Origin of the sequence: Achromobacter piechaudii NBRC 102461 (assembly GCF_001571245.1) — a bacterium.
GTDB classification, from domain to species: domain Bacteria; phylum Pseudomonadota; class Gammaproteobacteria; order Burkholderiales; family Burkholderiaceae_B; genus Achromobacter; species Achromobacter piechaudii.
In genome coordinates, this window is the sequence record NZ_BCTK01000005.1 from 52,442 (window position 1) to 65,435 (window position 12,994).

The following is a 12,994-nucleotide window of genomic DNA, read 5'->3' on the forward strand; positions in this document are numbered from 1 at the left end:
GCTAGGCTCCGATGAAAACTTCGCGGAACGTTTCCAGCGCCTGGCGCAAGGAAAGCCGCGGTTGATCCAGATAGCTCGACAGCTTGGCCAGCCCGTGGCTTGCGCTGACGTGGTCGCGCACCCACGGGGCCGATTCCAGCACGATGTAGTGCTGCGACAAGGTCTGCGGCGTGGACAGCAGGCTGGCCAGCGTCTGCGGCGACGCGCCGCGAAAGCCCACCACTAGCCGATGCTTGCCCGCCACTCTGCCGATGAACACGGCGATCTCGAAGTCGGCGCGCGTGAGGAACGGCGCGATCAGCGTCATCCAGTAAGTCGCCACCAGGTTGATGTAGAGCGGGTCGTCGGGCAGTGGCAGCGCCAGGCCCGTGTCCAGCTGCGACGAGCCGCTGGACATCACGGGTGCAAGCAATATGCCCAACGCCAGCACGATGTCGTGCATGCTCGCGGCGTGGCCGTTGTTGCGCAGCATGGCTTCGACGCGCTCGATCGTTTGCAGATCGATGAAGGCGTCAAAGCCGTCGTCGGCCGCCGTGCGGATTTCCCCTTCCAGATCGTTCAGGGTTTGCAGCGCGGGGGCGGGGTCGCCGTCCAGCATCAGTTGCCCGGCAGCCGTGCCCATGCGGTTCCACATACGGCTGAACGCCAGCGGGCTGCGCGCGATGAAGTCCAGCGGCTTGGATACTTCAACCGAAGTCGCGCTGATGAACGGAAAGCGCCGACCCGACTGGTCGCGGCTGGGTTGCAGATGACCGGCGATGGCCAGCTTGCCACGGGACCCCAGCACGGCGAACGGCACTGGCTGCGCCTCGTCGTACAGCGTCTTCCAATGCGGGTCCTGCGCCAGGATTTCCATGGTGTTCGCTACCCAGGCGTCCAGCGTAGACATCAGCTGGGGGTGCGAGGTGTTCTTCACAAAATCACCACGGGACGGGATCTTGCCAAAGTAGGCCGTGCGGAACATGGGGGACTGCGGATGGCTCATTGCTGCGCTCCGGCAGGCGTCGGGGCGACGGAGGGTTGAGGGGAAGCGCCCACCACGGTGGCGGGTAGGCGCAGGTTGCGCAGCCCTTGGCTGCCCGGTTCGGTGCCGCCCGCGCTGGCGGCTTGTGCGTTGCTGATGATGCGCAGCTTGACCGGCACGGTGATGTTCGACTTGGTCCAGCTCATTTCAAAGCTGCCGTCGGCATTGGGCATGCGCTGCGATCCGGAGATCAGGCGTTCCAGGCCGAAGCGGCCGGGTTCGTTGATGACCTCGACCACGGTGCCGTCAAACGCGGTGGCCGTGATGCGCGCGCCGGGCGCGCCCTGCGCGTTGGGCCATACGAAGTTGACCCACTGCGGCGGCGTGTTGCGATAGCGCAGCTGCTGGCCGTCGATCTCGATCGTGTACTCCGTCACGCCGCTGGCCGGCTTGGGCTGGATCTGGAACAGCGTCTGTGGTTGGGAAGCCGCGCCCGAGCCCGCCGCGCCGCCCGCCAGCGGAGCCACCCACTGCGCGAAGTTGGCGGTGAACGAGGGTTGCAAATCGATGCCCATGTCGCCCCAGGTGCGCGCCGTGAGAATGTCGCCGCGCCGCACGGTCAGCGGGCCCAGCGTCTCGTTCACGTACTTGGCGATGCTGCCTTGCGGTCCGAAGACCTGGCCGATCTCTTCGCCGCTGGCCTCGATGCCCGCCTTGGTCGAGAACGGATACTTGTCGGCCAGGCCCTGACTGAAGGGCTGATAGACCTGCGCGTTCCAGACCTTGTTCAGTTCGGTCTGCGCCGGCTGCATGGCCACGGCGTAGCCCTGGATCAGCGGACGCACCAGCAGCGGGCGCAGCGTCTCGCGTTGCGCGGGCGTCAGGCCGGCCAGCATCTGCTCGTCGACCAGCTTCAACGCGTCGGCCAGTTCGGACTCCTTGCCTTCCAGCGTCTGGCGCATCAGCAGCAACGCGCCGGGGCCGGGGTCACCCTGGTTGTTGATCAGGTTGAAGCGAGTGCGGATCTTGGACAGCGCGGTCATGTAGTTGCCCATCAGCGACTGGTTATCGCGCGTGACGACCAGCCGCGCCACGTCCGAGAACTCACGCCCCACCGGCCCCATCGGTATCTGCTCGCCGTTAGCGGTCTGCGCCGCCTGTGCGGGTTTGGGTTGGCCCTGGCGCAGGATCACGCGCTTGAACCACGCCACCACGCCCGTCTGCGCCTGGGAAATGCCGGTGTTGATCAGCGAGGGATTGTCCCAGGAGGTCTGCTCATAGGTGGTGTTGATGAGTTTGACCAGCGGCGAATTCTGCGGATCGCCCAGGCGGTTCATGCCGTGCACCGCCTGATCGAAGCTGGTGAAGGGCTTGATGGTCACGCCGCGCAGCATCTTCTGCCATTCCTGCGCGTACTCGGTCTTGTACATCGTGGCCAGGCTTTTCTGGATCTGCTCCGGGCTGCCTTCCAGCGTCAGGTCGTCGCGCGCGTTCACGCCCAGCACCCAGTCGCTGGTCTGCACTTCGCGCCGCGCGGCTTCGCCGATGGCCGGTTCGATGTATTGCTCCCAGGCTTCGCGCGTGAACGTGCCGGGCACTGCGTAGCTGCCGGCCACCACGGCGGCATCGGCCTCGCCCATGATGCGCGCCACCGTCATTGCCGGGAAGCGCGTGGCGGCGCGGGCCTTCAGCGTGGAATAGGCGCGTTCGCGCGCGGGCATGCCTTGCATGACGCTGCGCAGGTTGCCGCGCGTGCGTTCCACCAGCGCCAGGTTGGTGTCGATCTGCGGCCAATCGGCGTCGGCGGCGCGCGCCACGTAGAAAGAGATCAGCCGCTCGGCGCTGCGGATCAGCTGGTCACGCGGCATCGCGCCGCGATTGGTTTCCAGCCAGCCGCGCCAGAAGCGCGTGATCTGATCCGACAGGTGAGTGGGATCCACGTGTTCGCGATTGGCCATCATCAGGTACGTCTTGAGCGCGTTGTACGCGTCATCGACGTTGGTGGGCGAGGCGTCCTGGAACAGCGTGTCGCCGCCATTGGCGCGGCCCGGCTGCGCTGGCGTCTGGGCGGGCGCGGACACGCGCGTTGCCGTCGCGCCGGCTGCCGCAGCCTGCGAGGTATCGACGCGGCCCAGATATTCTTCCAGGCTGGCCTTGACCGGCACCAGCATGAATTGACGCAGGCCGTTGTAGTACTCGGCCAGCAGGCGGTCACGAAGCACGTCGCCCTGATACAGGCCCAGCCCCAGCGACAGCGGACGGCTGGACGAATAACGGTCCAGCTGCTCGATGCGGTCTTGCAGGATCTCCATGGCCTCCAGGCGGCTTTGCAGATCGGTGCGTTCGCTTTGCAGGCGCACCACCTTGTCCAGATCCGCCTGCACGTTGGTAGCCAGTTGGCGGTTGCCCAGATACGACCAGCTCCAGCCGCCCAGCACCAGGCCCAGCGCCAGCACCAGGCCGAAGAAGGTCAGGTAGCGCATGCGGACCTTGTTCGGGCTGGCGTGCTGACGCACCAGCTTCTTGTCGGCGAAGATCACGCTGGAGAACAGGTCGCGCAGGAACAGGCCGTTGTGCGCCGCCGTGTTGTGCGTGGCCGCGCGCGTGGACGGGCGCAGGCTGAAGCGTTCCGCCAGCTTTTCTGTGGACGTGCTGCGCGAGGCGCCTTCCTGCAAGGCGCTGGTGAAGTAAAAGCCGCGAAACACCGGCTTGTACTGGAACGGGTTGGTCTCGAACAGGGTCGACAAGAAGGTGCGCAGCGCGGGCTTGATCGCCGCGAATTCCGGCGGGAAGGTCAGCAGGCCGGGGGGCAGGGGGCCACTGCGTCGCAGCGAAATCTGCGCCGTGCCCATTTCCTTCAGGCCTTCGTACAACTCGTCAAAGCGTTCGTCGAATTGCGTCAGCACGTCGCGGCTTTCGTCGGCGCCATACGGCAGCGTGGCGCCCCACACGCGGTCGCGCTCGCGCGGGTCGGCGTCGGCGAAGAATTCCGAGAAGCCGGCGATCAGGTCGGCCTTGGTGAAAATCACGTAGACCGGCGCGAACACTTCCAGCCGGTCCGTCAATTCCTGCACGCGCTGGCGCAGGTTCTTGGCCAGGTTGATGGCGAACTCGGGACCGGAATCCGTCAGTTCGCTGATGCTGGCCGCCACGATGATGCCGTTGATCGGCGCCTTCGGACGATGCCGCTTGAGCAGGTCCAGAAAGCTCATCCATTCGTTGCGGTCTTCTTCGTGCACCGAGTAGCGGCCAGCCGTGTCCAGCAGAATGCCTTCCGTCGTGAAGAACCAGTCGCAGTTGCGCGTGCCGCCCACGCCGCGCACCGCCGCGCCGTTCTTGTCGGCGAACGGAAATTGCAGACCCGAATTGATCACCGCGCTGCTCTTGCCCGCCGCTGGATTGCCGATGACGATGTACCAGGGCAGCTCGTACAGCGCCTCGTTGCCCGAGGTCTGGCCGATCTTGGATGTCTTGATGGTGCGCACCGCCTGCGTCAGCCGCTGGCGCAAGGCGTCGATGTCGTTGCGGTTGGCGGCGGGGCTGGAGACCGCGCCGGTCTGCACCTGTTGTTCCAGCATGTCGCCCAATTGCTGGTTGGCGCGCCGGGTGCGCCGGCGTCTCCACAGGTGCACGCAGAGCCACAGCACCAGCAACACTCCCAGCAGCACGCCCGCCCAGCCCAACGCGATCTGCATCGTGTCGGCAAACAGGAACAGGAAGACGATAAGCGCGATCAGCCCGATCACCATGAAGGTACGCGGGTTGGCGAGCACGCGTGCGCTCCAGTAGCGGAAATCGCTCATGGAACTGGAAAGACGAGATAGGAATCCTGAGGGGCTACGCATGGTTTTCGCTGTTATTTTCGGAGTCAGGCGGTCGTGCTGGCGGCGGGTCGATAGACCAGGGACGCGCAGCGCAATGCGGGGTCTTGCAGGGTAAGGGTCAGCACCGGTTGGTCGGACTGCATGCAGGCTTCGCCGGCCACGGCCAAGGTCAGCAGCGAGGCCGCCACGCCGGTATGGCCGCAGGCCACTCCGACGGCGTGGCAGTCCTTGCTGGCGTCCAGATGGCTGAATAATTGCGACGCCACGCCCAGGGCCTCAAGCGGCCGGCTGCCGCGATGGTCGGCGTCACTGACGACATGGACGACGCTGTCCGGGGCTGTCGCCGTGCGCTCCACCAGATCGCGCGCCAGCTCGGCCAGTGCGGGTTCGGGCGCAGCGCCTCGGGCGTCCGCGGGCTTCGTGCGTTGCGCGATGGGCGAGAAGGCGACGAGTAGTTCGGGGGTGGTGTCGAAGGCTGCGTTCTTTCCAGTGTCGGCATTGGCAGTGGCGGGCGCGGCGTTGCGCGCAAGGCTCAACAAGACGCCTGCGGCAGCTTCGCCAGGCACGCGGCCTTGCGGGTTCGCGTGCGTCAGCAGCGAGGCGTCCGCATCCCATCGCGCGACCTGGTCCTGATCGATGTAGCCGTCTCCGGCCAGCACGATGCGCCACGTCGGCGTGGCCGGGTCGTCGCTGGACGTAGCCGCCAGTTCGCGCAGCAGCGTATCGCCGGCCATCGCATCGCGCGCGGCATGTTCCGTGGCGGCCACGCGGCTGTCGGGCCACACGCCTGCCGCCGCAAGCACTTGCGTTCGTGCGCGTTCCCGCGCGGGCGGCGACCAGCTTGCGGGCAGCAGGATGTCAAAGCGCAGCAGGGGCCAGTCTTCATCGCGGGCCGGCACGTCCAGTTGCGTGACGCGGCGGTGCGCCTCGTCGGTAAGCGTCGCCGCGATGTCGGCCAGCATCGCGGTCACGCGCAAGCCTGCCGTGCCCAGCGCATCGGCATGCGCGCCGCGTTCGCGGGCGGCGGCGTACAACTCATCGTCGTTCAGCAGCGGCACGCGCGCGGCGAATACCGGGTAGCCCTGCAAGGTCTTCAATTCGGTATCGAGTTCGGGGCGCTGTTGTTCCATGAGCGCCTGTGCGATCGAGGCCGCATCGGCGCCTGCGCCGGCGCGGGCGGCGACGGCGACGATACGCAGTTCAGCCACCGAGGCCGTTGCTTGCTGCGGCGTGTCCATCACCGCCACCGGCTGCGGCTTGGGAGCACGCGCCGCGCGTACGGCCCGCGCGCCCAGCCATAGCGCACCCAGCAGCGCTAGCGGCAATGCGAACAGATACAGCCCGATATCCACGCCGGTCGGCAGCGTGCGCGACTCCTGCCACCAGATGATGACGGCCAGCCACACCAGCGCGAACAGCGCCAGAACCAGCAAGCCTTTTTTCAACAAACGTGCCATGTGTGCCCGGTCAGAAATATTGTTCTTGTAGCGGCGCATGCGCGCGCGTCTGGCGATGCGTCGTCCTCATTTCGTTTCTCCCGCTCGCTGCATGACGCCAGGCCGGCGCAGCTCGACGTGGCCGAAGTCCATCATCTTCCAGCGGCCGCCCCAGGTCAGTCCCACCAGCTCGGCGGTCTGGCCGAACAGCTCGTAGCCGCGCATGGCCCAGGGATCTTTTTCCGAAATCACAATCTTGCCGTCTCGATAGAACGCGCTGTCGGCCGCCAGGCCATATTGGTGATAGCTCTGGAACGCGCCCGCGTTCGTCACATGCGTGCCCATGCCGGCCAGTTCGTCCTGTCGCTGCGGGCTGCGATAGCCTTCGATGAGCGCCATTTCATATCCGTGCTGCTCGCGCATGATGCGATAGGCCAGCAGCAGCCGTTGCCGGAAATCGGCGTCCAGCAGATCCCAGTTGCGGCTCGCTCCGCCCAGCTTCGGACGCACCAATTCCACCTCGCGCGTGGTGAACGCTTCCGGCGGCAATGGGGCCGGCGGGGCCAGTCGTTCGCCCTCAAGCAGAGCCTGGATGCGGCGGTCCGGACCCGTCATTTGAGGGCTGTAAACGAATGTGTGATTGTGTCGCATGAGGAAAGCGAAAAGTGACGGTAGTAATACAACTGTCAGCCCGATTGCCACCTGCCAACGATGCCGCGCGACCCATCCCGCCGACGCTTTTACCCCGTTATTCAGGGCACCCGCGGTACCACCCACGGCTCCCCCTGCCTGGCTTGCGCCGCGCGTCGCGCCTCGCGCCACGCCCTGTGCGCACGCGCGCAATCCCCGGACCGCGCCTTGGCGCAGAGCCGGAAAAAACAGGAGAGCGGAGACGCCCACCGCCAGTAAAAAATACAGGGGCAGTAGCAGTAACAAGATAGGTCCCTCACGTGAAGGCGTAATCTTTTGTTCTATTGCCGCGTGAGGCAAGCGATCCGGCGTTGCAAACCGCGTCGGTCCCTTAGAAATCGTAACAAGCAGCAGTGATCCGGAAGAGGTGTTCGGGTATTCTCGACGAGCTTGGTTACAGGGGGGCTGCACACGCCTCCTGCTGACACGGGAACCCGCATGGCAGAAGACGAAAAAGAAGCTCGCCCTACGACGACCGCGCCGAGTCTACTCAGCGGTTCCGCACCCGCGCGAGGCGAGGCCGAGTCCACACGAATACTGGCGGCGCTGGAAGGGCGCGCGCCCGAAGCCGAGGTCAAACACCTGGCCGCGCGGCGTGCATCGCGCGCGAGCCGGTGGATGGCGCTTGCGCTGATATTGGCATTGCTGGCCGGTGCAATCACATGGTTCATCCACGAAGACACGACGGCCTCGTTGCAAGCGCAAGCGTCAGCCTCGACCCACGCGCCCGCGCTGGCTAGCGGATCCGTGGCCACGTCCGCGAGCACCTCCACGCCCACCTCCACCGCGACTCAAGAGCCGGTGGACAAGCCGCCTTCGGTCGCCGCCATCATCGACGAATCCCCGCCCGCGCCCGATGCGGATGTGGGCCGTGGCGAACCCGATCCATTGCGCGAACCCACCAACCCGCTGTCCGTGCTGGCGATGACTGCACCCGCCGCCGCAGCCGCAGCGCCGGGTCCCACGCGCGAGGCGGCGCAGCAGCAGCGTGCGCGCGAAGCCAGCGTCTCGCCCGGCAACGCACCGCGTTCCGTCAAGCCCGCCGCCGCGCCGCCGCGCAAGGCCGCCAAGCCGTCCGACACCGACGCGGCGCTGTTGTCCGCGCTGATGAATTACGGCCTGCCGCCTGCCTCTCCGCCCGGCACGCGTGTGTACAAGTCCGATGGCGTGTTCATGCGCGAGATGCCGGGCTCGCCGCTGTCAGAGCGCTTGAAAGAATGCCGCAAGCTCAGTTTCTTCGAAGGCGAACAATGCCGCCTGCGTGTCTGCGCGGGGCAGTGGGGCACGGCCGCAGAATGCCCCACGCCGCAAGCGAACGTCGAACCGTAAATGCGTAACGTCCTAATCCTGCTCTTATCGCCCCTGTCCCTCCGCGAGGTTTTTGCTCCATGGCTGTGAACGCAAGCAACGGCAATGTCAGCGCGCAGTCCCGGCTGTATCGCCTGGATGGCGAGGGCGCGATCGCGTCCCTGCAAGTGGAAGGCTGGGTCGCGCGCGAGGGCTTGTTGGACCTGAGCGAAACGCGCATCGTGGCGCTGGCCGATGACGCGGCGCTGGACCTGAACGACATGGTCTCGCGCCCCGCGACGTTGTGGGCCACGCGCGCCGATGGCAGCGAGATCGGCCGCAGCGGCGTTGTGCGCGCCGCTGAAATGCTGGGCGGCAACGCGGGCAAGGCGCGCTATCGCATCACGCTCGCGCCGTGGCTATGGCTGGCCACGCAGCGGCGCGACAGCCGCATCTACGAGAATCAGCCGGTGCTGGAAATCGTGCGGCACGTGCTGGACAGCTACCAGGGCTACACCTACAAGGTCGCCGACGACGTCGAGCGTCACCTTGCGGACCTGCCCACGCGCCCCTACACCACGCAGTATCGGGAAACGGACTACGCCTTTCTTACACGCCTGTTCACGGAGTCCGGCCTGGGCTGGACCACCGTTGAAGATGCCGCCGCGCCCTCGCGCCATGCCGTGCTGATTTTTGCCGACAGCCGCAGTCTGCCCGAAGACGCCGAATCCGCCGGCGCGGGCGTGCGCTTTCAACGGGCACATGCCACCGAGACGCGCGACGGCGTGCAAGCGCTGGCGCGTCGTCGCCGCCGCGCGGTCGAGCGCGTCACCGTGCTGGGCTGGCACGGCAGCGGCAAGCACGCCATCACCGGTCAGGCGCTGGCGGGCCCCGCCGATGGCGGCGACGACGAGAGCGCAGGGCTGGAGTGGTACGAGCCGCTGGGCCACGGCGGCCTGTTGAATCAGGCGCACGCGCAGTTTTCGGCAACGCTGTTGATGCAGGCCGCGCAGGCCCGCGCCGAAACGTTCATCGGCCAGGGCAATGTGCGCACGTTCCGATCCGGCACGCGCTTCACGCTGCAAGACATGTCTCCGCTGGGACCCTCGGGCGAAGCCGGGTTCGAGCCGGTCTTCGCGTTGGATCGCGTGGAACACGTCGGTGTGAACAACCTGCCCGGGCAGGCTGACGCCGCCCTGGCAGGCAAGATGGGCGCGCTGGACGACTTTCTTTGTTTTGACGACGACAGCGACGCAGCAAACGCCAGCGGCGAGATCGATGACGCGGACGACGCCGCCATCGGCAAGGGGCGCAGGCCCGCTGCCGCTGTGCTGGCGCGCGCGCATGAGGTCGGCTACGCCAATCGCTTCTGCGCGGTGCGTTGCGACCGGCCCTGGCGCGCCTTGCCTGACGTCGCGCGCGGCGCCCGCCTGGCAGGCGCACCGTCGGTGGTCGGCGTGCACACGGCCATCGTGACCAACGCCGAAGGCGCCACCGAAGCCAGCGGCGAAGACGAGATTCACCGCAATGCGCGCGGTGACGTGCGCGTGCGCTTTCATTGGCAGGCCGATGGCGAAGGCCTCGCAAAAAGCCGTTGGGCGCGCGTGGCGCAGCGACAGGCGGGCGCGGGCATGGGCATGAGCTTCGTGCCGCGTATCGGCCAGGAAGTGCTGGTGCGATTTTTGGATGAGGACATCGACCAGCCCCTGGTTGTAGGCGCGCTATACAACGGACGCGGCGAAGGCGGCATTCCGTCCACGCCGGGCGGCAAGACGGGCGAAGCCATGAACACCGACGTGTACAAGGCGGCAATCGACGGCAAGCCCAGCGCGCAGGCCAACCTGGCCGGCGGCAACGCGCCTGCGTGGCATGGCGCGGCAAGCGGCGACGAACAGCATCGCAACGCCGCTGCCCTGAGCGGCTTCAAGAGCAAGGAATTCGGTGGCGAGGGCTACAACCAGATCGTCTTTGACGACAGCGACGGCCAACTGCGCATGCAGATCAAGTCCACCCAGGCGGCCAGCGAACTCAACCTGGGCCACCTCATCCATCAGGCCGGCAACTATCGCGGCAATGTGCGCGGCGTGGGCGCGGAACTGCGCACCGACGCATTCGGCGCGTTGCGGGGCGGCGCGGGCGTGCTGCTGACCACCTACGCGGCGGGCGGCGGCGACCCCGCGGGCGATGCGGCCGCGCCCCTGGCGCTGGCGGGGCAGGCGGACATCATGGCGCAGTCCTTCGATGGCGTGATTGGCGCGCATCAGGGCGTGCGCCTGGCCTCGGCGCGCGGCACCAGCTCCGAAGGCGCCAGCCGGCTGGATGGCGAACGCGCGCCGCTGGCGGCGATGACGCACGCCGTCTCCGGCACCGTGGACGGCCAGGCTATCGGCGGCGCAGCGGGGGATGCGTCGGCCAAACACACGGAAGTGGTCGACGGCAAGGTGCCGCACCTGACCGATCCGCTGGTGTTGATGGCCGGTCGCGCCGGCCTGACGCAGGCCGCCGGACGCAACGTGCAGGTCGCGGCCGGCGAACTGGTGCACTGGTCGTCCGGCCAAGATCACAATCTGGCCGTCATCGGTTCGCTGCGCGTGCACACCGGGCAGGCGCTGGGTATCGTGGCCGGCGTGCAACAGGGCGGCGCAGAGTCGGGACTGGACTTGATCGCCGGCACCGGTGAGGTCGATGTGATGTCGCAGCACGACGTGCTGACCGTGCAGGCGCAGCAGGACCTGCGCATGGTCAGCGCCAACGCCGGCATTGAATACGCATCGCCCAAGCGCATCCGCATCGCCAACGCGGCGGGCGCAAGCATCGTCATCGAAGGCGGCAACATCACGGTCACCGCGCCGGGCCGCATCGACGTCAAGACCGGCAACAAGCAATTCGCCGGCCCGACCCAAATGCCGTATCCGTTTCCGCAGTTCACGGTATGCAAGACCTGCATTCTGGACGCCCAGGAAAGCGTGCAGTCGATCACTGACAAGGCGTAGTGGCGATGTCGTATTCCTGGCGGCAGGCGCTGCTTTCCACTATTTCCGAATTGCCGCATCATCGCGGCCCGTATGGGGAAGCCGCGCGCGCGTATGTGATCGTCGATTTTCGCGGCCACCCCGACCTGCTGGCGCGTATCACCGCAACGGAAGACCTGAGCTTTGGTTCGATCTGGGCGCAAACCGGGCTGGACATCTACGGCGATGTTGCGCCCTTGCTGATCGACGTGGATGGCGCATCGCAAGGCGTGCTGCGCGGCCCGCCCCGGCCTGATTTCAGTACGCCGCTGCTGCGGGTGCTGGACGCCTTGCACGAACGCGACGGCGGCCGCTACGCGATGATGAGCTTTGCATCCGCCGTGCCGCTGGAAAAGCTGATCGCCCACTTCGGACATTTTTGCGACTACGCCTTGCCCGACGCCAGCGAATTCTTCCTGCACTGGTACGACACTCGCATCCTGGCGCGCGCCTTGCAGGTCTGGACGCCTGCGCAACGCGAGCGCTTCGCCTCGCCGCTGATCACCTTGCGCTACCCGCTGCGCGACGGAGGGCAGGCCGAACTGGCCGGCGCTGGCCGTCTGCCGCAGGCTCCCGTCCAAGGAATTCAACGCTTTACGCCCGAGCAGCACCAGATGCTGTTCGATCTGGACTACCCGGACAAGATCGCCGTGCAACTGCGCCGCCTGTACCCCGGACTGCTGCCCGGCGACCCGGATCAGGATGCGCTGGTGCCGCGCGTGCAAGCGCAACTTGAACGCGCGCGCGCACACGGCGTGGCGGGCGATAAGGACACGTTCGATTATGTGGCCTGGGGCGTGTCGATCTCGCCGCGCTTCGATGAGCATCCGCGTATCCGCGAAGGGCTGCGGGCGTATCGGCCGGATGGCGACGGCGCGCTGGCGCGGGCGCTGGCAGGCGTGCCCGATGCCGTGTGGGACGAGGTCCAGGCCATGCATCGTGCGGATGAGGAAGGGCGCATGGAGCGCCCGACCACGGGAGCCGACGGTGCGTAAAGGATGGCTCGGCGTCGTGATGTGGCTGGGTTTGCTGGCTGGTTGCAATGGCGAGCCTACCTACTCGGGCGTCAGTTTCGTGGCCTACAACTACACGCCGTGGAATTTGGAGCCGGTGCGGCTGAGTGATGCGTCGGGGAATGTGGCGGGGTCCAGCACGCTCGTCGCGGGCGGGGGAGCAGGAGCCATCGCCTGCTGCTACAAATTCTCCGGAACAGAATTCACGGTGAACTGGAGCGGAGGCGATCCGGACGTGATGCGTAAGCACCTGTTCGACGGCAAGCTCGACGAGGTGATGTTCAAGAAGGAAACGCCGGTGCATTTTCCCGCCGCGAAAGTTCCTGATGGCGACGGCCCGCTCGTTCTCGAACTGCACATCTATCCAGATGAGCATATGGAGCTTGCATTGACTCGCCAACTGGTGGGGAAAGAGCGGATTCCTCTTACCGACACCATTCGCTGGCTTTATGGAAAGTACCGAGATGACCTGGTTGGATACGATCATATAGACCAATTGGGCGACGTACTCGCAAAAGTCACCAAGCAGGCCTGGATGCGATATCGCATCGAGGACGCCGAAGATATGCGGGCGTATATGTATCTCTACTTCATCGTGGCCTCCGACTTCGATAAGGACGCTGAGATCGCAGCGATTCTGAAAGATCCGAATCGAAAGCCGGGCGAATTCGGTCGTGCGGTGGCTGCGCTGTCGGCAGAAAAAATTGCCTCGCTCAAGGCGTCAGGCAAGCCGCCCGGAGAGAAGAATGTTTGAAGTGAAGATGAACGA

The 12,994-nt window shown here is 66.3% G+C and carries 8 protein-coding genes; 4 read left to right on the forward strand and 4 right to left on the reverse strand.

Annotated features, from left to right (window positions below):
* Window position 1: 1 nt before the first annotated feature.
* The 4 genes from tagF to API01S_RS06995 form a co-directional block, all read right to left on the reverse strand.
* The gene (tagF, locus tag API01S_RS06980) at window positions 2-985 is read right to left on the reverse strand and encodes a type VI secretion system-associated protein TagF (RefSeq protein ID WP_061303961.1); all 984 of its coding nucleotides are present in this window, start codon (window positions 983-985) and stop codon (window positions 2-4) included.
* The gene (gene tssM / locus API01S_RS06985) at window positions 982-4,767 is read right to left on the reverse strand and encodes a type VI secretion system membrane subunit TssM (protein ID WP_254598548.1); all 3,786 of its coding nucleotides are present in this window, start codon (window positions 4,765-4,767) and stop codon (window positions 982-984) included. The genes tagF and tssM overlap by 4 nt, the downstream gene beginning before the upstream one ends.
* A 65-nt stretch (window positions 4,768-4,832) precedes the next feature.
* The gene (locus API01S_RS06990) at window positions 4,833-6,245 is read right to left on the reverse strand and encodes a hypothetical protein (protein WP_061304611.1); all 1,413 of its coding nucleotides are present in this window, start codon (window positions 6,243-6,245) and stop codon (window positions 4,833-4,835) included.
* A gap of 66 nt (window positions 6,246-6,311) precedes the next feature.
* The gene (locus tag API01S_RS06995; RefSeq protein WP_409360603.1) at window positions 6,312-7,160 is read right to left on the reverse strand and encodes a M15 family metallopeptidase; all 849 of its coding nucleotides are present in this window, start codon (window positions 7,158-7,160) and stop codon (window positions 6,312-6,314) included.
* A gap of 192 nt (window positions 7,161-7,352) precedes the next feature.
* Here API01S_RS06995 and API01S_RS07000 point away from each other — a divergent pair, with 192 nt between their 5' ends.
* From API01S_RS07000 to API01S_RS07015, 4 genes are read left to right on the forward strand one after another with little or no spacing between them, the layout of a single operon-like run.
* Window positions 7,353-8,243 carry a hypothetical protein gene (locus API01S_RS07000; RefSeq protein ID WP_156487087.1) on the forward strand — a complete coding sequence of 297 codons (891 nt, stop codon included), beginning with the start codon at window positions 7,353-7,355 and terminating at the stop codon, window positions 8,241-8,243.
* Between the two features lie 59 nt (window positions 8,244-8,302).
* Window positions 8,303-11,194 carry a type VI secretion system Vgr family protein gene (locus API01S_RS07005; RefSeq protein WP_061303965.1) on the forward strand — a complete coding sequence of 964 codons (2,892 nt, stop codon included), beginning with the start codon at window positions 8,303-8,305 and terminating at the stop codon, window positions 11,192-11,194.
* A gap of 5 nt (window positions 11,195-11,199) precedes the next feature.
* Window positions 11,200-12,207: a DUF4123 domain-containing protein gene (locus API01S_RS07010; protein ID WP_061303967.1), complete on the forward strand. Its 1,008-nt coding sequence runs from the start codon at window positions 11,200-11,202 to the stop codon at window positions 12,205-12,207.
* The gene (locus API01S_RS07015) at window positions 12,200-12,979 is read left to right on the forward strand and encodes a hypothetical protein (RefSeq protein WP_254598549.1); all 780 of its coding nucleotides are present in this window, start codon (window positions 12,200-12,202) and stop codon (window positions 12,977-12,979) included. Before API01S_RS07010 ends, API01S_RS07015 begins: the two co-directional genes overlap by 8 nt.
* Window positions 12,980-12,994 lie beyond the last annotated feature (15 nt).

Bases quoted from the DNA above. Each gene is read 5' to 3' on its own strand.
- tagF (WP_061303961.1), bottom strand. From the start codon at position 985: ATGAGCCATCCGCAGTCCCCCATGTTCCGCACGGCCTACTTTGGCAAG.
- tssM (WP_254598548.1), bottom strand. From the start codon at position 4,767: ATGAGCGATTTCCGCTACTGGAGCGCACGCGTGCTCGCCAACCCGCGT.
- API01S_RS06990 (WP_061304611.1), bottom strand. From the start codon at position 6,245: ATGGCACGTTTGTTGAAAAAAGGCTTGCTGGTTCTGGCGCTGTTCGCG.
- API01S_RS07000 (WP_156487087.1), top strand. From the start codon at position 7,353: ATGGCAGAAGACGAAAAAGAAGCTCGCCCTACGACGACCGCGCCGAGT.
- API01S_RS07005 (WP_061303965.1), top strand. From the start codon at position 8,303: ATGGCTGTGAACGCAAGCAACGGCAATGTCAGCGCGCAGTCCCGGCTG.
- API01S_RS07010 (WP_061303967.1), top strand. From the start codon at position 11,200: ATGTCGTATTCCTGGCGGCAGGCGCTGCTTTCCACTATTTCCGAATTG.